Source organism: Scytonema sp. HK-05 (assembly GCF_963872035.1).
Classification (GTDB): domain Bacteria; phylum Cyanobacteriota; class Cyanobacteriia; order Cyanobacteriales; family Nostocaceae; genus Kalymmatonema.
On the sequence record NZ_CAWMYC010000093.1, the window covers coordinates 89,930 to 111,879 of the forward strand.

A 21,950-nucleotide genomic window follows, 5' to 3' on the forward strand; every position below is an offset into this window, starting at 1 on the left:
AAAAGCCACAGGAAAAGATATGGTTCACTTTAATACCAAAACTATGATAATTACTAATAAACTGAAGCAGGTATTATCAGGTCAATTTATTCGCAATCTTGGTTGGCTAGGGGGAGCAGAGTTAGCGAATCGTATCTTCCGCTTGGGGACAACGTTTACTTTAGCTCGCATATTCAACCCCTACGATTACGGACTGGTAGCAGTCGTTTTGACCACCAATGAATTTGCAACTGTTTTTACCCTCAGGTCTGGAATCGGGTCTAAGATTATTCAGGCAGAGGAACAGGATCTAAAAGTTATATGTGATACATCGTACTGGCTTAATTGGATTCTGTGCGGCTCACTTTTTATTATTCAGTGTATTGCTGCCTTTCCGATTGCTTGGTTTTATGGAAATAACCAAGTTATTTTGCCAATATGCATTTGCGCCCTAGTCTACTTAATGCTACCGATTTTCATGGTTCAGTCGGCATTGATTCAACGAGAGAACCGACTAAACATTATGGCGTTATGTAATGTCACCCAGTCATTACTCGCCAATATTTTAACAATAGGTCTAGCCATAAAGGGACTGGGGATGTGGGCTGTAGTCTTACCCATTGTCCTAACCACTCCAGCTTGGATCGTAATCAATTATATGAATCATTCCTGGCGACCTCCCAAGTCCTTTAGGCTGGAGCGGTGGCAGGAAATTACTAATTTTGGCAAAGATATACTTGGCGTTGAGTTACTAAATAAGCTTAGAGGTAATATAGATTACTTACTAGTGGGACGTTTTCTGGGAATTGATGCCCTAGGAATATACTATTTTGCCTTCAATGCTGGATTAGGGATTAGTCTGAATGTGATAAATGCATTTACTTCGGCTTTGTTCCCTCATCTTTGTGCAGCCCGTGGAAATTTCAAGCAGCTTAAAGAGCGATTTTTTAGTAGTCTCAAAACGGTTGGCATATTTGTAGTTCCACTCGTTCTTCTACAGTCGAGCTTAGCTCCGTTCTATGTGCCGATTGTTTTCGGGCAAAAGTGGGTGACGGCAATTCCAATCTTGGTACTTATCTGCCTCTCAGCTCTGCCGCTCCCCTTTTCCAACGCCACATACCTGCTACTCAACGCTGTGGGTAAAACCCATATCAATCTCTACTGGAATCTAATTTATACTGTGTTGTTCGCGATTTCCTTGCTAGTAGCTGTGAAATGGGGAATCTTTTGGGTAGCCGCAACAGTACTCATTTGTCAGGGATTGTGCCAGCCTATCTTCAGTCTTTGGGGCATTAGATATGTATTCGGCAAAAAGTAGCCTTGACTCAATTCAGTAGAAATTCGTTGATAACTTTAACACATTAGGAGGAAGAAATGAAAACAACTTGTTTAGTGAATAATTTTAACTACAGTAATTTTGTTGTAGAGGCTGTTAATAGTGCTCTAAACCAAACCGTTAGTTTTGATGAGATAATTATTGTTGATGATGGTTCTACAGACCAGTCAGTCCAAATCCTTAAAGAAAAGTTTTTGGGTCACGATAAAATAAAGCTTATTTTGAAGGAAAAAAATGAGGGTCAGCTTTCATGTTTTAATGAGGGTTATCTTGCTTCAACTGGCGACATCATTTTTTTTCTTGATGCGGATGATATTTACAAAGATACGTATCTTGAAGAAGCTTTAGATTTCTACGAGAAAAATAAAGAGTGTGATTTTCTATTTTGTCCACCAGAAATATTTGGGAATTCAAAAGGGATCTTTTTGCCATCGCAAAGCAGGCTTGTAAAGAAAATAAAGAGCAAAATTGTAGAGAACGTGTCAGAATTTTACGACGATGATCGCGATCTGGGCTATTCAGTAATTCTAACTCTGTATCATCGAGAATGGATAGGTTCTGCCACTTCAACACTCTCAATGCGTAGGAGTATTCTGGAAAAAATATTACCCATTCCGTATTTAAAAGACTGGTGGATGGATGCTGATAACTGTTTGATTTATGGTTCTTCATTAGTAGAAGCTAGAAAGTTTTATATGGCTAAGCCACTTGTTAAGTATAGGTTTCATGGGAATAACTACTATATGGGAAATAGTAAATTTAATGAATCCTATATATACAAAAAAAATCTTAAAATCAATCGATTATTCGATTTGATATCTAAAAAGATGGATTATCACCAGGATTTGTCTGACTTAGCTCATATCGAATTTAGAACAATACCTAATCCTTGTTCTAAAGAGTTATTTTCATATATAAACATAATTGCATTATCTAGTATGCTTTTACCTAAGAAACTAGTGAGAATTTTATTTGTTATCAAGTATTTCTTCTCATCAATAAAATCAACAGAAAATTTCACTTAAGCGTTGGATTTTTATTTTCAGCATTTGAACCACATGGCATAAGTCTCTTCAGCACCACCAGTAATTTTAGAAAAATTAACATTTCATTTTTAGTAATGAAACCTAAAGTATTAATGTTGGTCAGTGACAATAAAATGGGTGGAATCAAATCCACGGTCGATGCTATCTGCACTTCTCAATTGACAGAAAAGTTTGAATTCATAGTTTCACCAACTGATACAGTTAAGCAAATACTTAGTAGTTTACAACCAAGCGTAATCATTTTTAAAACTGCTTGTAATTGGAAAAATTTACCAAAATTGCTGTCTCTGAAGCTACTAAATCGGCAGACAAAGCTCATCATCCAAGATCATCACTATTCTGGGGGATTTGAACAGTACAATGTCTCTTCGTTGTCTCGGTTTCACCTCATGCTCAAACTATCCTATGGTCTTGCTGATCGTGTAGTGGCAGTTTCGCAGGGTCAGAGCGAATGGATGCAGCAAAATCGTCTGATTTCTCCAGAGAAACTAACTGTAATTGAATCTTCTAACGTTCTAGAAAAGTTTTTTGCTGTTGATCCAAAACCTGCTAAACGCCCCTTAATTTTAGGAGCCTATGGACGCTTCGGTGTCCAGAAAGGATTTGATGTTTTGCTAAAAGCTATGAAATTAGTTTCACCTGCGGAGGTGGAACTGCACCTTGGAGGAGAAGGACCATTAGAAGCGGAACTGAAGCAATTGGCTCAAGGGCTGGATAATGTCAAATTTTTGGGGCGCATTGATGATGTCCCGAGTTTCTTGCAACAGTGTGACGCCGTGGTGATTCCCTCTCGTTGGGAACCCTGGGGTATTGTTTGTTTAGAAGCTAAAGCAGCAGGTAAACCCGTTATTGTTTCTGACGTAGATGGTTTAAGCGAACAAGTACATAATTGCGGTATTTTAGTGCCGCCAGGAGATCCGGTCAAACTAGCTGTGGCGATCGCATCCCTATCAACTCAAGATTTAGAAACCTGGGGGAAGGCTGGTCGGGAATCAGTAAAAAATGCTTGGCAAAAGTACTTAGTTAAGTTGGAAGCCTTAATTGGGGAAATAGTTGAATCATAGGTATTTAATACAGGAAAACATGATGTTGAAACCAGAAGAAAATTCTCACAATCTTAATATTTTTGATTCCTCGCCCCTAGTGTCTGTGATTATTCCTGCTTACAATGCGGAAAAATTTATTGGGGCAACACTAGAGTCTGTTTTATCGCAAACATACAAAAATATTGAAGTCATTGTAGTAGATGATGGTTCTAGAGACCAAACTGTTGAAATTGTTGAATGCTTTGCAGCAAGAGATAATCGAGTTATTCTAATTCAGCAGGCTAATTCTGGTGTTGCTGCCGCACGGAATTGTGCAATTGAAAAGTCTAAGGGGGAATATATCGCGCCCATTGATGCCGACGATATTTGGTTTCCCAAAAAATTGGAGAGGCAGGTGGAATGCATCCTCCAAGCCAACCCATCTGTAGGTTTAATCTATACATGGTCAGCCTTTATTGATGAAGAAGGTTTATTGGCGGGGGGATACCATGCAAGTAATCGGCAGGGTAAGGTTCTTGCAGCCTTGGTATACACATACTTCGTTAGCAATGCCAGCGTACCTCTAATAAGACGTTCCTGTTTAGAGAAGGTAGGTCTCTACAATACAAAGTTGAAAGAACAGGGTGCTCAGGGCTGTGAAGATTGGGACATAGCCTTGCGAATTGCTGAACATTACGAGTTTTGTATTGTACCGGAGCTTCTGGTCGGTTATCGTCAAGTCTTCGGAAGTATGTCCCGCAACACCTTAACTATGGCAAAGTCCTATAACTTGCTAATGGAAAATATTCAGCTTCAACACCCAGAAATTCCAAAAACCATATACAACTTGTCTAGAAGTGAGTTTTACTTTTATCTTGCTTGGGCGGGCAAACAATCAGGAGATCATTGGCTAACTTTATCTTGGCTCATTAAGGCTTTGCTACTAGATCCTGAAAACATTCTAAAACGTCCTATGCTATATAAATACTTCATTTTGGCTATACTATACCTTTTGGCGCAGCCCATTACATCTTTTATATGGACTCCTCGCTCTTGGTATTTCTTCAGAAAGAAGCGTCTTCCTAGTAAAAATATTTATTCATTAGATGACCTAAATCCTAGGGCATGTGAGGAAGAGCAAATAGGATGGGTTCTTTTTGAAAAACGTTTAAGACATGGGAATATAACAACTTAAAACATTCATAATGGCAGTCATTAAAGCATTATTTTTTCCTTTGATGTACATGAATATAACCTTAAAATTTAAGCATAAGGAGGTTATTTCTGATGTCTGAGACCTACAATGTTTATCCCAATCTTGATAGCTATGATACCTTGCCCTTGGTGTCTGTGATTATTCCTGCATATAACGCAGAAAAATTTATTGCTGCCACCTTAGAATCTGTCTTATCACAAAGTTATAAGAAGATTGAAGTTGTCATAGTAGACGATGGTTCCGGAGATCGAACAGTTGAAATTGTCCAAGAATTTGCGGCAAAAGATAATCGAGTGATTCTGTTTCAACAGTCTAATTCTGGTGTTGCTGCGGCGCGAAATTTAGCGATTCAAAAGTCTAAAGGGGAATATATCGCACCGATTGATGCCGATGATATTTGGTATCCAGAAAAAATAGAAAAGCAAGTGCAATGCATGTTCCAAGCGAGTCCATCCGTGGGTTTGGTCTATACATGGACAGCTCATATTAATGAAGAGGGTCTACCCACGGGAACATACCATAGGTGCAACCTCGAGGGTAACGTCTTGACAGCTATATTCTGTGAAGAACCAATTGGCAATGCCAGTGTACCTCTAATACGCCGTTCCTACTTAGAGAAAGTAGGTCTTTACGATACAAATTTGAAAGAACAAGATGCTCAAGGATTAGAAGATTTTGATATATACCTTCGCATTGCTGAACATTATGAGTTCCGAGTTATACCAGAGGTTTTAGTTGGTTATCGTCAGGTATTTGGGAGTATGTCCCGTAACACCTTAACTATGGCAAAGTCTTATAACTTAGTGGTTGAAAATATTCGGCTTCGACACCCAGAAATTTCAACAGATATATACAACCGACATAGAAGTGAGATGTACTACTGGTTTGCCTTTATGAGCAAACAATCTGGAGACCACTGGCGAACTCTCTCATGGCTCATTAAGGCTTTGCTTTTAGCTCCTAAAAATCTTCTACGACGCCCGATGCTGTATAAAACTTTTTTATTAGCTATATTATACATCCTGGCACAACCCATTACATCATTGTTCTGGACTCCTCAATCCTGGTATCAGTTCAGAAAAAAGCTTATTCGTAATCGAAATTCTTCTTCAAGCTCTGACAACAAATCATGTATTCCATTAGAGATGAAATTCTGATTCTGGCACAGTAATTTTCAGTGACACACGTAATGTTTTTCATCGTGCCAAGCCACCTGTAGGAGCAGACGGATTTTCAATCACTTTTTCCTACACTTCTAGACGACCCATAAAAATCTTTAACAAAGTTATATTGTCTAGAGATGAGTTGCTAGAAATTTCAAGTAAACTATCCAAACGTCAGAAGCAATGTATTTTAGGATACGGGAACTTGTTCTAAGTAACGAGAACCAGACGAAAATATTTTAGATTTGTAAGCGATCGCACCTTGGCGCGCACTCCGTGCCATGACGCTCTTGCGCACTGCCCTGCATGGCAATCGCCTCATTATTGCGGCTAGGTCTATTGTGTCGCTGTACGTGATCGAGATTAGTCGATTGTAAATTTGTCCTATCCGGACAGTATTGGGAGTTGAGGTCGAGTCTACGACTAGGCGGATAGCCAGATGGATAATTTTGGTTCTGGATCGGATACTATCAACAAAAGTGCGATCGTAGCCAGCAGGTAGTATTTCTCTTGCAATATTAGAGATTACAGTATTAACATTACAAACTAAGAGCGGAGCGTGACTGAAACAAAGTCAGTCTTAAAGATGAAAAAAGTTTCTGTAATTATTCCGGTTTATGGAGTCGAGAAGTACATAGCTGCTACTTTGCAATCCGTTCTCGATCAAACCTATAAAAATTTTGAGGTTCTCATTATCGATGATGCTTCTGAGGATAGGAGTATAGATATTTGTCAGCAATTCACTGACCCCAGAATTAAAATCATTCACCAGGCAAATCGAGGGCTAGCTGGAGCTAGGAATACTGGTATTCGCCATGCTCAAGGAGAATATTTAGCTTTTTTAGATGGAGATGACCTGTGGTTACCAGAAAAGCTAGAAAAACAGGTTGCTCACTTGGAAAATTCACCAGCCGTCGGCGTTAGCTTTAGTCGCTCTGCTTTTATCAATGAAGCTGGAAAAGCCTTAGGTACGTATCAGATGCCTAAGCTGAAAGGAATTACCACACCCTATTTACTTTGCCGCAATCCGGTTGGCAATGGCTCGGCTCCCGTGATTCGCAGAGAAGTTTTTGAAGCTATTAAATTCCAAGATAATCTTCACGGTACTATAGAGGATTTTTATTTTGACGAACACTTCCGCCAATCTGAGGACATAGAATGTTGGATTCGCATTTCCATTAAGACTGATTGGGAAATAGAGGGCATTTCTGAAGCCCTGACTTTGTATCGGGTGAATTCAGGCGGGCTTTCAGCAAATATGCTCAAGCAGTTAGATTCTTGGGAAAAGGTGATTGAAAAAACACGTTCCTACGCTCCAGAAATAGTGACTCGATGGGAAACACTAGCCAGAGCCTATCAACTGCGGTATTTAGCTCGCAGGGCAGTACGTCTGCAAGATGGTTCAATGGCTGTACAACTGCTCAATCGAGCTTTGGCGACCAACTGGCGTATTCTCCTGCAAGAGCCGCGCCGTACACTTATAAGCTTGGCTGCTGCCTATTTTTTGTGGCTTTTGCCCCAGTCTCTTTACAGTTCAATTGAGGCTGTTGCTTTAAAAAGCACGGGGGCTACCCAAAAGCGCCGCATTTTACAGGAGCAGTCTTAGGAGTGAAAAGTGAGAGGATTCAAAGAATATGCGTGTTTGTGTCATTGGTACTGGTTACATAGTGAGCAGCAGTCTTGGTCTTAAACGAGTGATGCATTACTTTGGGGAGTGTCTGAAAATTGGGCTTTGCAAATATAACTAATCAATCAAGTCAGCAGCGGGATAGTGTTATATTTCAGGTAACATTGATGTCCAGTCTATGAGGTTTGGCTAAAGTAGGAACCAATTAATAAAACCCATGCTGCCTCAAAATGAAACGGCGAGGCTTACAGTCCTTCGCCAATATCAAATTCTGGACACTATCTGTGAAGCTGCTTTCGATGACCTGACCCTTTTAGCGGCAGAAATTTGTGGCACTCCTATAGCTTTAATCAGCCTGATTGATGAATCCCGTCAGTGGTTCAAATCGAAAGTCGGATTAGAAGCTGAGTCAACGTCACGTGATGTGGCGTTCTGTGCCCACGCCATTTTGCAGCCCAATGACATTTTGATTGTTCCTGATACACTACTCGACCATCGGTTCGCCACGAACCCACTGGTAACTTCTGACCCTCATATTCGGTTTTATGCTGGTGCCCCGCTGATCACACCCGAGGGATATGCACTGGGAACACTTTGTGTCATTGACCGTGTTCCACGACAGTTTGGTCCAAAACAAGTGCAGGCATTGCGTATCTTAAGTCGTCAAGTGATTGCCCAACTGGAGTTAAGGCGTAATTTAGACAACCTGGAACGTATAACCACTGCTGAACGGCAACACATTGAAGATCTCATCTCTGCCCTTTCCCACGATATGCGTACTCCCTTGCTAGCAACTCGCGCTACTCTGCGTGCTATACTCGGTGGTGCTTTTGGTTCCATAACCGACATTTGGAAACACGTGCTTGAAGATTGCCGCCAGGCTAACGAGGACCTCCTTAAGCTTGTCGAAGCTCTCTTAGATATTTCTCGCCATAAAACAGAAGTTGGTAAGAATCTCAACTGCGAGATCCTTGATTGGAACAATATCTTTGTCCAAGCTATTATCCGCAGCGATACCAGGAGTAAGCGAAAGTGCGCTATTAGCTATAAAATTTTTCCGTCACTGCCGACTGTCTACGGTGATGAGCTTGAGATTCAACGGGTTGTGCAAAACCTGCTTGATAATGCTGTACGAGTGAGTGAGCTGGATCAGCAAGCTATCGTTGAGGTGGCACCACTTGGAGTTGACAAAGTGAAGGTATCAGTGCGCGACTATGGACCAGGGATTGCTCCCCAACAGAAGGAAAGGCTTTTCCATCGCTTTAGTCAGGAACGAGGACGAGGTGGCGGAGCTGGGCTGGGTCTCTACTTATGCCGCCAAATTATAGAGGCTCACGGAGGAACCATCAACGTCGAAAGTACTCTCGGTCAGGGTAGCACCTTCTGGTTTACTTTACCTGTTGCGCCAGATAAGGCTAAATTCCACTCTTGATCAACAAGAAGTATAGAAAGTCATGGGTGACAAGTTTAGCTCGCATCGCATTTATTCATGTTGCAGAATCTAGTTAATTGGTATGAGCGATCGCCGTTTCTGGACTGTGTTAAGAAAAACAACGTGCATTGTGATGATTGCGCTGGCTACTGCTATAGCAATTGAACCCCTTAAGCCTACTTGCAGCACGACCTCGGGATATCAATGGACTAATGTATCCATCGGGGGAGGGGGCTATGTCACGGGTGTTTATCTGCATCCGCTACACCAGGATCTCGTCTACATAAGAACCGACATAGGTGGCTTTTATCGTTGGAATTCAATAGATAAGAGATGGATTTCACTAACTGACCACTTTGGGCTTGCCAAGAGCAACTACTATGGGGGAGAAGCACTAGCACTTGACCCGAACAACCCAAATATCGTCTACATCGCGACTGGCAAATACACCGCTAGTTCAGCTGGCTTGGGGACAATTTTTAAGTCTACAGATCAAGGGAAAACTTGGACCAAGCTGAACATAGACTTGCCGATGGGCGGCAACGAGACTCATCGGTGGGTAGGAGAAAGACTTGCCGTCAATCCATTTAATTCCAATGTTATCTTCTTTGGCTCCCGCTTGAATGGGTTATGGAAGTCGTCAGATGCTGGTGCGACATGGGTGAAAGTTACCTCATTCCCTGCAAAGCCGAAAGCAGATATTGGCATCGCAGGCATCTTATTTAACAAAAAGGCGTCTGGTCTAGTCTACGCCAATGCCCATGGAGACGGAATCTATAAATCCACCGACACGGGTGTGACGTGGAGCAAAATAGCAGGAAGTCCATCAGAAGCGAATCGGATGGCTCTGGCTAGCAACGGAGTGTTGTATGTGACGCACGCATCAGGTGTGAGCAAATATGCGAACGAGGTTTGGAGCAATATCACGCCAAGTAACGCGAAAACTGCATTCAATCCCCTTTCTGTAGATCCAAATAACCCTAATCACGTTTTAATCGTTTCTGAGCAGTATGCTCAAAATAAAGATTATTGTATCTTTCAATCTACTAATGGTGGAGCTACATGGCAAAAGAAAACGCGTACCTTGAACCCTCAAGTCCCTTGGTGGTCCGACTGGTATTTTGCCTCAGGTACCTCAGCCATTGAATTTGACCCGAAGGTTCCTGGTAAAGTCTGGTTAACAGACTGGTTCGGAACATGGCAGACAAACAACATCAACGCGCAGTCGTCTGTCTGGTCGAACTATGAAAAAGGACACGAGGAGCTAGTTAGCTTCGCCCTAGTCTCACCTCCACGGGGGTCTCTATTATTGAGCGGCGTCGCTGATCTAGACGGGTTTAACCACAGCAGCGGACTAGATGTCTATCCGTCTGAACCGTTGGGCAACAAGAGCGGTCCCCGGTTTCAAGACACCTATAGCCTTGCCTACAGTGAAAGCAATCCCTCACAAATGGTGCGTGTCGGAGGTAACCGATGGAATAATACTTATACGGGAGCCACTTCGACAGACGGCGGACTAACGTGGACAAAGTTTTCATCATTTCCGCAGAAAATAATACCACTGCGCGTAGCTATGTCGTCAACCAACTCAAATCTATTCGTTGTGATCCTGAGTGACGGACAACCGATACGCACAACCGACGGCGGAGCTTCGTGGACCACAGTATCAGGATTGCCCAACGGACCGAAGGGACCGTGGTACTGGGGTCAACCCCTGGAAGCAGACAAAGTCAATGGCAACACGTTTTACTACTACAGTGGCGGCAAAGTCTACCGTAGTGGCAACGGGGGCGCTTCCTTCAGCATTGTGAACTCATCGCTGCCGAGTGAAGGTTGGTCGATGCTCAAAACAGTTCCGAGAAACAGCGGCGAAGTCTGGGTGAGTCTCAACTGGAATGGGCTTTACCGCTCAACAGATGGCGGTGTGAAGTTTGATCCTATTGCTGGCGTGGAGAGAGCTTATTTATTTGCGTTTGGGAAGCCGCAGACGGGAAGCACAATTCCAGCGCTGTATCTGTATGGCAAAATCACTGGTCTGGGTGAGGGAATCTTCCGTTCTCTAGATAATGGAAAAACATGGACAAGCATTGGTGATCCGCATAAGCCTATTGGTAATGACCCTAATGTTATGGAGGCTAGCTCTCAGCAGTTCGGACTCGTTTTTATTGGCACCAATGGCAGGGGAATCTACTACGGAACTCCGTAAAATAATAGGCAGTTTGTAGCTTAATCCCTTATTTGTCACTTTGGCAGCAATACTTCTTATTTAGGGATTAGGCAGTACTAATAATACAAAACCTCACTGGTTCAAATTTGAATTTTGCACCCCGATAAAATGCCTTTTTAGATAAGAATTTAGACCTTTATTTTTTGATAACTTTGGGGTGACTTCTTCGCTGGCAAGGCGCATTTTATTCACCAAGATTTCACTGATTATCTAGGTGTTAAAAAGAGAGTAGGTCTGCCAACTTTCTAATTTTCTCCCTTTCTAGGTGATCATGGCTGCGCTATTGCTATGCGATCACGAAGCGTACGTACCCCTTCATTAAACCTGTAAAAATCTCGGCTACCGTCGCAATTTCGGCGCTTTGGGCAGTCGGTTTTTTGCTGTATATTTGCAATAAAGCGCCGAAATTGCACTCATAGTGGACACTAAATGGTACGTTTTCTCATACGGTTGCCCAGATTTTTCTAGATTTGCCCCAACCCCACGCTCCAACTCTCCTTAGGAGGATTGCCCCTTAAATATATACCAATCAATTTTTTTTGGTATAATATTTGAACATATAAAGGACAAAACTTGTCTTTCACAACTTTAGTTTTGTGAAGGAAATAAAAATGGTTTATTCTGCTAAACAATCATCTGACAAAAAACTTTGCAAATCTATTGAGGTTGATTCTAAGAAGAAACCTTTAGTTGTACTCTAGATTACTGCCGTACAGATATTAACATTTTTTATGTTATATTTTATACTAGTAATATTTCCATTGGTTAAGAATTAAGTGCAACTTGAAACCGTAGTATCAACCGATAGATTTTCACACTAAACACTAACTAATAAGTCCGAGCAGCAATGTGTATAAATTCATACATTAATTTTGACACACCGTAATTTGGTAGAGTAAATTGTTCTAATTAAAATACTTTGTAAGAATCTTTGCTTTTGGTTACATGACTGATACAGTAATTTTTCTCAACGCTTGTTTTACTTATATGTCCTTGCCCGAGGTAGGCAATTTCTTACTGGCACGGTTACTAAGGCGGAAGGGCAATACCCCTTCGGGGTGGCGCTTTGCGCGATGGCATATACTTTATACCAACCTGTACACCATGATCACCACTGCCAAAAACTTAGTGCTGGCAAAGGCGTGAAAGCAAAGCAAATTTGGCTCAACCAATACGTCAGCTAATTGTCTGATATTACCTGTATAAGCATAAAGATTTATTAGATAGTGTGAGCTATTAATTTAGTGCGTTTATTTGCTCCATCGACTCTGAAAACTCATTTATTTGCGCCCCTGTACATTAGCTTTGCGGTGCTAGTGTTATTGATACTGGGGCAACAAGGCTTAAACCTCTTGATAGCCTTCCATACTCAGCAAGCAGCCGATTTAGTAACCCATACTTTAGTCGTAGAGCGTGAAGGAGAACGTCTACTCAACGCTGTGATAGATGAGGAAAGAAACTTCCTAGAAACTCGCAGTAATGCACAGTTCGCTTTCTACAGCAGCCTCAGCCGCCTATATACTCTTGTACAAGACAACCCTACTCAACTCCAGCAACTCGATAAGATCAAAAATGTCCATGCTCGGTGGCAAAGCCAGTTGGGTGAAAGGGATCTCTTTCGCTTGAGCAGTAGGTTTACTCTGCAGGAAAAGATTTTATTTGATTCCCTGCGCACTCAGATTCGAGTCTTGCTTGAGCGCGAGGAGATACTTTTGGAGGAACGCAAGCATAATTTACAGCAACTCTATCATGTAAACACTGCTGTAAACATCTTTAGCACAATCGTGATCTTGGTAGGAGTGTGCCTGAATCTCCGGCTTTTGTTTCGACGAGTCGAGGTTCGCTTGCACAAGTTGATGGAGGTAGGTGAAGCTTGGCGGACGGGTCAAATGGAAGTCCGGCTTGGCTATTCGTCTGCCGATGAAATCGGTCGGTTGGCTAGAGTTCTCGACGCAATGGCAGGCGAGGCTCGCTATCGTCAGGAATCCATTGAGGTGCACAACCAACAGCTTGAGAACCTGATTTCTGCCCTCTCCCACGACCTGTGCACTCCCCTGCTTGCTACCCGCAATACTTTAGAAGGTATGCTCAAAGGAGCTTTTGGTCCTGTCAGTGGTACCTTGAGGGAAGTGTTCCAAGAGTACCGCGAAGCTAACGAAGATCTCCTCAAGCTTGTGGAAGCCCTCTTGAACGTCTCCCGTTATGAAGCTGGTTATCGGACTCACTTGAACTACGAACCCCTTAACTGGGAAAAAATTTTTGTCAAAACGATTGCCAAGATAAAAGCTACTTCAAAGCGTGAGTTCACCGTCAGCTATAAAATTTCTCAATTACTGCCGACCGTCTACGGTGATGAGATAGAGATTCAACGGGTTTTGCAAAACCTGCTTGATAACGCTGTGCGCGTGAGTGAGCCAAACAAAGAAATCTTCCTGAAGGTAACGCCCGTTGGGGAAGCTCAAGTGCAGCTTTCCGTGCGCGATCGCGGTTCCGGAATTGCGCCACAGGAGAAGGAACAACTGTTCCATCGCTTTGTTCAGGGACGAGGTCGGCGTGGGAAATGCGGTCTGGGTCTATACTTGTGTCGTCAAATTATTGAGGCTCACGGAGGCAGCATTGGCGTCGAAAGTTCTCTCGGAGAGGGTAGCATCTTCTGGTTTATCCTCCCAGTTACCACAGATAAGGCTAGGTCTGAGCATGAAAAGATGTAGGAGAAAGAATGATGCCAATGATGCCTGACAATGGTGAACAGAAAACCGTGCGTATTCTACTGGTCGATGACCACGCTTTGATACGCCGAGGCATGAAAGGTCAATTTGCCCTTGAACCTGCCTTTAGTGTAGTTGGAGAGGCAGGTGACGGTGCACAAGCTATTGAATTAGCTGCGCAACTCCAGCCAGATGTCGTTTTGATGGACATTGATCTGCCAGTGATGGATGGGATTACAGCCACGCAGCGAATAAAAAGCGATCGCCCTACCACTCGTATCCTTGCGTTGAGTGCGTTTGACCAGGATACCCAGGTCATGGGGATGCTTGCAGCAGGTGCGGATGGTTACTGCCTTAAGAGCATCGAATGGGAGCAACTCATCGCTGTTATTCAATTGGTTCTCCAAGGTGGTGCTTATCTGGACCCGCAAATAGCTCAAAAGGTTGCCCGGTTGCTCAAGCCTACCGTTGTCACCCCCGAGGTTCCTACATCTGAGGGACTCCAACAACCGGCTCTCAGTAATCGTGAGCGCGAGATTCTTAAATTTATTGCCAAGGGACACTCAAACCAAGAGATTGCCGACCAGCTCTACCTCTCACTAGGAACCGTCAAGTCTTATGTGCGTATGCTCCTCAACAAACTCAGCGTTGATGATCGCGTCCAAGCAGCAGCTCTGGCTGTGCGCCAAGGGTTGATTTAAGTTTGCAGGACTTCCTGCAGACGGGCATACAGTTCTGTAGGGGTGGTAGCCGATGGGAACCCCTTATCCATAAACTGTTCTGACCATAAAATGTATGGATATATCTGATAGCAGAAGTCATTAGCGATTGGTAAACATAGCACCAAGACTTCGGGGGCGAACAAAGTTATCTCTTCATTTGAGGGGATACCGTAGTAGGGTAAAACTTCTGAACTCTGTTTGAGGCAGTAACTACTGACGCGCTGTACTGTAGTAACGTTGCTACCAATGACCATAATTCGATGCTTTTTCATATTAATTACAGGTTAATGAGAGGATATTGTATATACAGCCTACATTCTGCACCTTCAAACGTCATCTAGTATAGTTAGTGGGAAATTGCTAATAATTTAGTATTAAATTATGTTTTTGCCGAAGTATTAAGGCAGTTGCGAAGGCTTTAATTTAAGTAGGTAAAATATTTGAGATAGCCTTGTTACCTTCTCATACCAATTTCAAAAATTTTTGCTATACATAAATGACCTGTAAAGGCTCAGGATCTTGTGGTTCTACCTAGTTATTTGTCGAATTCTATGTCGAAATTAGTATGACATACAAATAATCATATAGCCTGAGCAACTTTCATCCAATTGGCTAAATTACAGCATTTCCGTTGAAAAGGATACACCAGGATAAGTGCCCAGATGCTGTTTATCCAGCAGAATCATCAGATACTTGTGCAACACCAACTATAATCGGTAATGCGTGAACCTATCTAGTAGATAAATCCATTATGACGCTTAGACTGTCTGCACACTACAGCCTAGCGGATAACTAAGTGGACAATTTTCTCCCCTTAAAGGATGCTGTATCCAAAAGGCTTTAAGTAACCATCAGATAGTATTTCTCTTCGGTATTTACAGACGATACTGATACTAAGACTTGTAGATAAAGTCTCAGGTCATATCAAGTCTTTTGTTGTGGTTACGCATAAGCATGTAATGCAAGTATGCTAAAAGCCCCGATAGATAAAGATTTTAGTCCGGTTGCAGCCATTGTTTGATTGCAAGCAATTGAACAGGCTTGATATTACCCAGCCATAAAGCTCTAAGTATATTCCGGTGATAGCACAACGTCACCTATCCTCTGAATTCCGCATTTCTCAACTTTAAATTATAAGGTTCAAATTATATGGCAGACCGAGTTAGTTTTCTCAACACCCATTTTGATCGTATGTCCTCGTCCGAGGCAATCGAGCTTTTACTGGCGCGGTTACTGAGGCAGCAGGGCGGTCGCGTGTATTATGCCAACGCGCACACGATGGTAACTGCTGCCCAAAACCCAGTACTGGCGGAGGCGTTAGATCACAGTGATTTGTTGTTAGCGGACGGGAGTGGAGTTCGCTGGGGTAGTGCCTTACTGGGTACACCGTTGGTGCATAACCTCAATGGCACCGACCTAGTTCCGGCTTTGTGCAAGGATGGGGCGGCAAAAAGTTTATCAGTTTATCTTCTTGGTGCTAAGCCAGGTGTAGCTGAAGAAGCGGCAGCTAACCTAAAGAAAGCCTATCCTGGTTTGGTTATTGCAGGAACTCAGCACGGCTATTTCCCTCAAGCAAAAACCGAGCAGGTATTAGAGGCTATCCGGGCAGCCCGCCCGCACCTGCTGTTAGTGGCGATGGGAGTACCGTTACAGGAAATTTGGATCAATCAATACGCAAGCCTTCTCCCCGGTATCACTTGTATGGGCGTGGGTGCTCTGTTGGATTTTGTCGCTGAACGTGTACCCCGTGCCCCATATGCAATTCGTGCTGTTGGTATGGAGTGGCTGTGGCGACTAGCAATGGAACCGGGTCGGCTATGGCAGCGCTATCTCATAGGCAACCTTGTCTTCTTAAGTTTGGTGCTATCCTACGCCTTTGCCCCACGTCGTGGGGGCGAACAAACAACATAAGAACACAAAACGAAAAGCCGAATCACATTAGGCGACTTTAGCTCTACCAAACTGCTCTGACTTTAACAACAATTTCAATAGAAGATACTCTCAAACTGTTTAGGTAGATCCTGATAATCTCGAGATAACCGTCTAGCATTTTTCTAGCCACACAAAGCTGTGTTCAACGAGCGATCGCCAAGCTTCAATGACAAAGCTCTCTGCCAGTCGCAGCGTCAATTTAAATAAACAAGCATAAGCATTTGCAGTGGAGCTTTGCTAATACTCCTCAATAGCTTTTGCCTGCCAAGATTTTCTCAATCGTGCAATAGACACCTACCGGAATCAATAGTAAAATTTATGGCTCTCACACAAGAATATAAACTGATTGTATTTCAGCCTCAACGACGCTTAGATTTGCAGCATGGTAAGGTCTTGAGGGAACAGTTAACTAGTTTAGTGCCTCAGTCTCAACATCTCTGGGTGATTGATTTAGCCCAAGTGGATTTTATGGATAGTTCAGGGTTAAGTGCCTTAGTAACGGGGCTTTCCGCTGCACGTTCCAGTGGTTGTCGCCTTGTCATTTGCAACTTGCAAGCACCTATCCGGATAATCTTTGAACTGACTCAACTAGATTCAGTGTTTGAAATTTTTGATAGTTACGACGCTGTGCTGACCAAGGTTAACACTCAGCTGTGAAGTATTGACCAAGGGTTTAAGACCCTTGTTGTCTAGCCAAGTTTTGGTCAATTGGTATTACCCATCCGCTTGCTTAATTGACCAGCCAATCCCATCAAAACCAAGCAACTTAAGTTGCTAAAAAGCCAGTCTTTTCAACTAATTCGCTTCTTAAACCGACCCGCTGAAACTGTGATTACCATGTCTAACTCCTCTACTTCCCACCCTATTTACCCCATTCATATACCAGTTCTGGATGGTGCTTACATTGTTCATTTCGCCAGGCTTCCAGTTCATCCTTCTGTAACAAGCAAAGCCAAGCGTATAATTGACATCCTGGGTGCGCTTGTAGGGCTGGCTATTACAGCAGTCGTAGTGATTCCTCTTGCTATAACCATTTACCTGGATAACCCGGGTCCGATCTTCTACAGTCAAATTCGCTGTGGTCTAAACGGACGTTCCTTTCAGATTTGGAAATTCCGTTCGATGGTGGTCGGGGCTGATCGACTCAAGCATCTGGTCAATAATGAAGCCAAAGGTCATCATATCTTCAAAAATAAGAATGACTCTCGTATTACCCGTGTAGGAAAGTTTCTCCGCCGCATCAGCCTAGACGAACTCCCTCAGTTCTGGAACGTGCTGCTGGGGGAAATGAGCCTAGTCGGTACCCGTCCTCCCACTCCCGATGAAGTGATGCACTACTCAAATCACCACTGGGAGAGGTTGAATGTCAAACCGGGTATGACAGGCGAATGGCAAGCTAATGGTCGCTCCACCGTTAAGGACTTTGAAGATATTGTTCGCATGGATCTAAAGTATCAACGCAATTGGTCTATTGGCTACGATATTAATTTGCTGCTGAAAACCCTAAAGGTTGTGTTAAATAAGAACGGCGCTTGCTAGTAAAGTAATTGTCAGATTTATTATCTCGTAGGTATTGTGAAGTTAACGGAGGGTGACAAGGAGTAGCAGGCTTTGGAATAATTCTTCGATGAGTAAAAAGTCCAACTTGTACTGCTGCCACCGTTTTCTAGTTAAAGCTTAGTAGAGCTCTCAAGTATTTTTACTAAGAGGACGCGGAGACTGGAATAGGACTTACGCATTGACAATGTAGACAAGATATGTAGTAACTATCGTAAGAAAAGCAAGACGCCATCGTGACTCTCCAATTAGGCGATTGCAAAGGTGCCAGTGCCGGAGGCGATCGCCAATCATAGGGGTTATGAAAGACGGATAATACAAGCGTTGTCTTGATGTAAGGTTGAGACCTCGCCCAAGGTGGACGACCTCTTTTCCCCGCATCCCCATGTTTTCGTGTCAAGTTCATTCATTTATTTTTAGAGCGAGGGGTGTCTAACGCTTCGCTTCGCCTTCTGACTCTCGCAAGCTACGGCAGTGCTAGGATAGATATTCTTCTGACGGGAAGCCAGTCATCAAGTTGGGAGTACGATAAAATCTGTTTTTTGCCTTTCTAGTCTTGCCTCTAGTTATGAAACATGATGATAAAATATGTAATTTAAATAACATAAGTCAGCCCAATTATCTAGATAAAAAGAAAAAATTGCTTTTAAAGCAAAATCAATGAAAAATAGTAGCTATAAAAAATTAATATTATTTTAAGCAAATTAACTTATCCTTAAATTGGTGTCAATTTTCTGTTGGCAACAGTCACTAATCCCTATCAGGGCTTGAAATTATCTGTAAAGATTCATGAGTTACTATATTTCCCCTCGCTTTTTGGATAAACTTGCAGTTCACATCACTAAAAACTACCTTGACCTTCCTGGTGTCCGAGTCCCCTTAATTTTGGGTATTCACGGACGCAAAGGCGAGGGCAAGTCTTTTCAATGTGAGTTAGTCTTCGAGAGAATGGGTGTCGAAGTGACTCACATCTCTGGCGGCGAACTGGAAAGTCCAGATGCAGGAGATCCAGCACGTCTGATTCGTCTGCGCTATCGAGAAACAGCGGAACTCATCCGCGTGCGCGGCAGAATGTGCGTGATTATGATTAACGATTTGGATGCAGGTGCTGGACGCTTTGATGAAGGCACTCAGTATACGGTCAATACTCAGTTGGTGAATGCCACACTGATGAATATTGCTGATAACCCCACCGATGTGCAACTCCCCGGTAGTTACGACTCAACGCCTTTACATCGCGTGCCGATTCTTGTGACAGGCAATGATTTTTCCACCCTTTATGCGCCGCTCATTCGCGATGGTCGGATGGAGAAATTTTACTGGGAACCAGACCGCGATGACAAGATTGGCATTGTTGGCGGGATTTTTGAACCGGATGGACTGTCACGCCGGGAAATTGAACAGTTAGTTGATACTTTCTCCCATCAATCAATAGACTTTTTCAGCGCTTTGCGTTCCCAAATTTACGACGAACAAATTCGTCACTTTATACATGAAATAGGAATTGAGCGCATATCCCAGCGTGTGGTGAACAGCACCGAAGGACCGCCGCAATTTAGAAAGCCTAATTTCAGCTTGTCTCACTTAATTGAAATGGGCAACTTGATCGTTGGTGAACAAAAACGGGTAGAAAATTCCCAATTGGTTGATGAGTACAATCGGTTGAATAGAGGCGGAAATTATCAACCTGCGCCTCCAGCACCTGCTCCTGCAGCAGTACCCAATCAATCAACCAATAGCTCAAAGCCATTGGAAAGAAGCAATGGACACCAGAAACAGCAGCTATCAGATACCCATTTAACTCTGGAGACACAAGAACAGATACGTGAAATTTTGTCACAGGGTTACAAAATAGCCATTGAACATGTAGACGAACGGCGGTTCCGCACAGGTTCTTGGCAAAGTTGCCCGATTGGTACAATTGATGGCAAATCAGATGCAATATCGGCTTTGGAATCTTGTTTAACAGAATACACCAACGAGTATGTGCGCTTGGTAGGAATAGATCCAAAGGCGAAGCGGCGGGTGGTAGAAAAGATTATTCAACGCCCGAATGGGAAAGTTGCTAGTCACTAAAGTCCTGAGTTTAGAGCAATACGGTTCAGATAAGATCAGAACCCTTATCAGGAAGACAATGTAGAGACGCGCCACCTCTCGTCTCTACACACATGATTTTTTACACATCAACCTTAACTGAACCGTATTGGAGTTTAGAGTGCTGAGTGCTGAGTAATTTTTACTCAGCACTGTTTTGGTGAAAACTAATCTGGTAGCACAATCTTTGCAGCAGTTTCTTCTGAGACTCGCTCGATGTCAAAATTCTCAATATTGCCTTCAAAGCGATTAAAGATAATTCGGATTTCGTCGTAGCCGATCGCGGTAGATGCTCCTCTTGGTGTACTACACTTAACCCGCATCAGGGTTTGGAAACCACCAAATTCTTCGTTGATATAAAAACGTCTAGTGCAATCAAAACCAATAAAGTTTTCTAATGCTACTTGATTCAGCGCAGCCACACCCAGCCGACTGTTAATCAGTGATTTAATTTCTTTTATCTCCTCGACTTCTGTCATCAGCCGCCATCTAGTTACTGGCTGTTTGTTCAGTAGTTCATTCAATTTAGACCATGTTGTAGGACCAACAATTCCATCAGCAACAAGCCCTTGCGCCTGCTGAAATTTAATCACAGCTGCTTTGGTTTGTGATCCAAAAATACCATCAGCAGCACTAGAGTAAAAATTGAGTTTTTTCAATGCTTCTTGTAGCTTGGTGACTTCTGCTCCTCCTGAGCCTTCTTTGAGAATCACGGAAGTTGTAGTCATGATAGTTTCCTTTGTTAAAATTGTTTCTAGTGAGGACTTTACTCCTGACGAAAAATGAGGACTAAAGTTCTCACTACGAACTTATGAAAACAAATTGATAAAGAAAATCTTAAAGAATACCATTTCTCTATAAAGTTAAGCTTAATTCCACCCCCCTGTAGTCCCCCCAAGGCATCGGGGGGACGCCGTAGGCGGGGGGTAATTATTAAGCGCATTGTTACAGAGAGTTGGTATAAGTAGGTGCGTAACACTTAGCTAACGCACCATAATAAAAGTGAAGTTTAGTCTTCACGCATCAAATGTACAACCTCTTTTTAAAAGACTATCCAAACTTCTTAGCAGGCTTCTTCAGAAAAAATTTGTGCAATTCGCTGATCTTCTGGAATATCATGGGTAATCAGAGTGTATAAAGACGCCCAAGTTAGTGGTCCCATCACTCCATCAGCCTTAAGACCCCTAGCTTTTTGAAAATCTGCAACCACTGCTTTAGTCTTCGGTCCAAAATTGCCATCAATATTAACTTGCTTGTAGTAGTTGGTCAAAAGTCCCTGCAAGTCTCGGACTTCATCTCCTTTTGAGCCTTCTTGTAAAGTCTTTCTCTGTGATACCCACACTGCATTGTCTAATGCGATCGCCGTTCTTGGTCCGACAACGCCATCAGCAGTCAGCTTGTTATTCTGCTGAAACTTGATCGCAGCAGCTTTAGTTTGCGAACCAAAAACTCCATCAGTTGCACCTGAATATAGCTTGAGTGTCTTTAAGAATCCTTGGATGACGGTAACTGGATGTCCGCTTGAGCCTTCTTTAAGAGGCAGGATAGAAGTCGTGGTAGCCATGATATTCTCCTTTTAAAACTTTTTACAGAATTTTGCAATTCAATCAACACTAACGGTCAACTAGCCGCCTATACCCTCTAAATTACCTAAAGCCTTCAAAGTAGCTGTTCCCACAATCCCATCAGCCTCAAGACGATGATTTCGTTGAAACTGAACCACAGCTGCTTTGGTTTTTGGTCCGAAAATACCGTCCAATGAACCTGAATAAAACCCCTGTCTGTTTAAGACGTATTGCAGGTTTACAACTTGTTGTCCCGTTGAGCCTTCCTTGAGAATTAGGGCGCTACTCATCGAAATTCCTGGGTCTGAAACCCCGTCCTTG

Annotated in this window: 19 protein-coding genes; 15 read left to right on the forward strand and 4 right to left on the reverse strand. The window is 42.9% G+C overall.

All coding sequences use genetic code 11. The annotated features are described in order from the left end of the window. The first annotated feature begins 46 nt into the window (after nt 1-46). The 11 genes from AACT52_RS13730 (at nt 47) to AACT52_RS13780 (ending at nt 14,460) form a co-directional block, all read left to right on the forward strand. Nucleotides 47-1,297: a lipopolysaccharide biosynthesis protein gene (locus AACT52_RS13730; RefSeq protein ID WP_073631408.1), complete on the forward strand. Its 1,251-nt coding sequence runs from the start codon at nt 47-49 to the stop codon at nt 1,295-1,297. 56 nt (nt 1,298-1,353) lie between these two features. Continuing rightward, nucleotides 1,354-2,340 carry a glycosyltransferase family 2 protein gene (locus AACT52_RS13735; RefSeq protein ID WP_073631352.1) on the forward strand — a complete coding sequence of 329 codons (987 nt, stop codon included), beginning with the start codon at nt 1,354-1,356 and terminating at the stop codon, nt 2,338-2,340. Between the two features lie 95 nt (nt 2,341-2,435). After that, nucleotides 2,436-3,425: a glycosyltransferase family 4 protein gene (locus tag AACT52_RS13740; protein ID WP_073631353.1), complete on the forward strand. Its 990-nt coding sequence runs from the start codon at nt 2,436-2,438 to the stop codon at nt 3,423-3,425. A 22-nt stretch (nt 3,426-3,447) separates the two neighbouring features. Beyond that, complete coding sequence (locus tag AACT52_RS13745; RefSeq protein ID WP_073631355.1) at nt 3,448-4,581, forward strand: glycosyltransferase family 2 protein; 1,134 nt, start codon at nt 3,448-3,450, stop codon at nt 4,579-4,581. Nucleotides 4,582-4,673: 92 nt separating this feature from the next. Next, nucleotides 4,674-5,759 (forward strand): glycosyltransferase family 2 protein, encoded by a 1,086-nt coding sequence (locus AACT52_RS13750; RefSeq protein ID WP_073631357.1) that lies wholly within the window; start codon nt 4,674-4,676, stop codon nt 5,757-5,759. A gap of 592 nt (nt 5,760-6,351) precedes the next feature. Further along, nucleotides 6,352-7,371 (forward strand): glycosyltransferase family 2 protein, encoded by a 1,020-nt coding sequence (locus AACT52_RS13755; RefSeq protein ID WP_073631359.1) that lies wholly within the window; start codon nt 6,352-6,354, stop codon nt 7,369-7,371. Nucleotides 7,372-7,609: 238 nt separating this feature from the next. After that, complete coding sequence (locus tag AACT52_RS13760) at nt 7,610-8,824, forward strand: GAF domain-containing sensor histidine kinase (RefSeq protein WP_073631361.1); 1,215 nt, start codon at nt 7,610-7,612, stop codon at nt 8,822-8,824. Nucleotides 8,825-8,906: 82 nt separating this feature from the next. Then, nucleotides 8,907-11,030, forward strand: a complete 2,124-nt coding sequence (locus tag AACT52_RS13765) for a VPS10 domain-containing protein (RefSeq protein ID WP_083630302.1) — start codon at nt 8,907-8,909, stop codon at nt 11,028-11,030. Nucleotides 11,031-11,996: 966 nt separating this feature from the next. Continuing rightward, a complete protein-coding gene (locus AACT52_RS13770) occupies nt 11,997-12,197 on the forward strand; it encodes a hypothetical protein (RefSeq protein ID WP_143172782.1) in 201 nt (66 codons plus the stop codon). 98 nt (nt 12,198-12,295) lie between these two features. Then, the gene (locus AACT52_RS13775; protein ID WP_083630304.1) at nt 12,296-13,762 is read left to right on the forward strand and encodes an ATP-binding protein; all 1,467 of its coding nucleotides are present in this window, start codon (nt 12,296-12,298) and stop codon (nt 13,760-13,762) included. Between the two features lie 8 nt (nt 13,763-13,770). Beyond that, on the forward strand, nt 13,771-14,460 hold the full coding sequence (locus AACT52_RS13780; RefSeq protein ID WP_339374983.1) for a response regulator: 690 nt from the start codon (nt 13,771-13,773) through the stop codon (nt 14,458-14,460). Here the strand turns inward: AACT52_RS13780 and AACT52_RS13785 are convergent. Next, on the reverse strand, nt 14,457-14,753 hold the full coding sequence (locus tag AACT52_RS13785) for a hypothetical protein (RefSeq protein ID WP_233153930.1): 297 nt from the start codon (nt 14,751-14,753) through the stop codon (nt 14,457-14,459). The two genes, AACT52_RS13780 and AACT52_RS13785, sit on opposite strands and share 4 nt — an antisense overlap. 877 nt (nt 14,754-15,630) lie before the next feature. On the opposite strand from AACT52_RS13785, the gene AACT52_RS13790 reads away from it, so the two are divergent. From AACT52_RS13790 to AACT52_RS13805, 4 genes are all read left to right on the forward strand, one after another. Continuing rightward, nucleotides 15,631-16,392, forward strand: coding sequence for a WecB/TagA/CpsF family glycosyltransferase (locus AACT52_RS13790; protein WP_073631369.1), 762 nt, complete (start codon nt 15,631-15,633; stop codon nt 16,390-16,392). A gap of 339 nt (nt 16,393-16,731) precedes the next feature. Beyond that, nucleotides 16,732-17,070: an STAS domain-containing protein gene (locus AACT52_RS13795; protein ID WP_073631372.1), complete on the forward strand. Its 339-nt coding sequence runs from the start codon at nt 16,732-16,734 to the stop codon at nt 17,068-17,070. A 180-nt stretch (nt 17,071-17,250) separates the two neighbouring features. Further along, a complete protein-coding gene (locus AACT52_RS13800) occupies nt 17,251-17,952 on the forward strand; it encodes a sugar transferase (protein ID WP_073631411.1) in 702 nt (233 codons plus the stop codon). An 807-nt stretch (nt 17,953-18,759) separates the two neighbouring features. Next, on the forward strand, nt 18,760-20,046 hold the full coding sequence (locus AACT52_RS13805) for a ribulose bisphosphate carboxylase small subunit (RefSeq protein WP_073631374.1): 1,287 nt from the start codon (nt 18,760-18,762) through the stop codon (nt 20,044-20,046). A gap of 185 nt (nt 20,047-20,231) precedes the next feature. Here AACT52_RS13805 and AACT52_RS13810 read toward each other — a convergent pair whose 3' ends face one another. The 3 genes from AACT52_RS13810 to AACT52_RS13820 all read right to left on the reverse strand — a co-directional run bounded on the left by AACT52_RS13810 (nt 20,232) and on the right by AACT52_RS13820 (nt 21,919). Next, nucleotides 20,232-20,792, reverse strand: coding sequence for a peptidoglycan-binding domain-containing protein (locus AACT52_RS13810; RefSeq protein WP_073631376.1), 561 nt, complete (start codon nt 20,790-20,792; stop codon nt 20,232-20,234). Nucleotides 20,793-21,127: 335 nt separating this feature from the next. Beyond that, the gene (locus AACT52_RS13815; RefSeq protein WP_073631378.1) at nt 21,128-21,628 is read right to left on the reverse strand and encodes a peptidoglycan-binding domain-containing protein; all 501 of its coding nucleotides are present in this window, start codon (nt 21,626-21,628) and stop codon (nt 21,128-21,130) included. Nucleotides 21,629-21,688: 60 nt separating this feature from the next. Further along, a complete protein-coding gene (locus AACT52_RS13820; RefSeq protein WP_073631381.1) occupies nt 21,689-21,919 on the reverse strand; it encodes a peptidoglycan-binding domain-containing protein in 231 nt (76 codons plus the stop codon). Nucleotides 21,920-21,950 lie beyond the last annotated feature (31 nt).

Excerpts from the sequence above, each read along its gene's own strand:
- AACT52_RS13750 (WP_073631357.1), top strand. The coding sequence starts at position 4,674 with ATGTCTGAGACCTACAATGTTTATCCCAATCTTGATAGCTATGATACC.
- AACT52_RS13765 (WP_083630302.1), top strand. The coding sequence starts at position 8,907 with ATGAGCGATCGCCGTTTCTGGACTGTGTTAAGAAAAACAACGTGCATT.
- AACT52_RS13770 (WP_143172782.1), top strand. The coding sequence starts at position 11,997 with ATGACTGATACAGTAATTTTTCTCAACGCTTGTTTTACTTATATGTCC.
- AACT52_RS13740 (WP_073631353.1), top strand. The coding sequence starts at position 2,436 with ATGAAACCTAAAGTATTAATGTTGGTCAGTGACAATAAAATGGGTGGA.
- AACT52_RS13820 (WP_073631381.1), bottom strand. The coding sequence starts at position 21,919 with ATGAGTAGCGCCCTAATTCTCAAGGAAGGCTCAACGGGACAACAAGTT.
- AACT52_RS13790 (WP_073631369.1), top strand. The coding sequence starts at position 15,631 with ATGGCAGACCGAGTTAGTTTTCTCAACACCCATTTTGATCGTATGTCC.
- AACT52_RS13745 (WP_073631355.1), top strand. The coding sequence starts at position 3,448 with ATGTTGAAACCAGAAGAAAATTCTCACAATCTTAATATTTTTGATTCC.
- AACT52_RS13755 (WP_073631359.1), top strand. The coding sequence starts at position 6,352 with ATGAAAAAAGTTTCTGTAATTATTCCGGTTTATGGAGTCGAGAAGTAC.
- AACT52_RS13735 (WP_073631352.1), top strand. The coding sequence starts at position 1,354 with ATGAAAACAACTTGTTTAGTGAATAATTTTAACTACAGTAATTTTGTT.
- AACT52_RS13785 (WP_233153930.1), bottom strand. The coding sequence starts at position 14,753 with ATGAAAAAGCATCGAATTATGGTCATTGGTAGCAACGTTACTACAGTA.
- AACT52_RS13795 (WP_073631372.1), top strand. The coding sequence starts at position 16,732 with ATGGCTCTCACACAAGAATATAAACTGATTGTATTTCAGCCTCAACGA.
- AACT52_RS13760 (WP_073631361.1), top strand. The coding sequence starts at position 7,610 with ATGCTGCCTCAAAATGAAACGGCGAGGCTTACAGTCCTTCGCCAATAT.
- AACT52_RS13800 (WP_073631411.1), top strand. The coding sequence starts at position 17,251 with ATGTCTAACTCCTCTACTTCCCACCCTATTTACCCCATTCATATACCA.
- AACT52_RS13780 (WP_339374983.1), top strand. The coding sequence starts at position 13,771 with ATGATGCCAATGATGCCTGACAATGGTGAACAGAAAACCGTGCGTATT.
- AACT52_RS13805 (WP_073631374.1), top strand. The coding sequence starts at position 18,760 with ATGAGTTACTATATTTCCCCTCGCTTTTTGGATAAACTTGCAGTTCAC.
- AACT52_RS13810 (WP_073631376.1), bottom strand. The coding sequence starts at position 20,792 with ATGACTACAACTTCCGTGATTCTCAAAGAAGGCTCAGGAGGAGCAGAA.
- AACT52_RS13815 (WP_073631378.1), bottom strand. The coding sequence starts at position 21,628 with ATGGCTACCACGACTTCTATCCTGCCTCTTAAAGAAGGCTCAAGCGGA.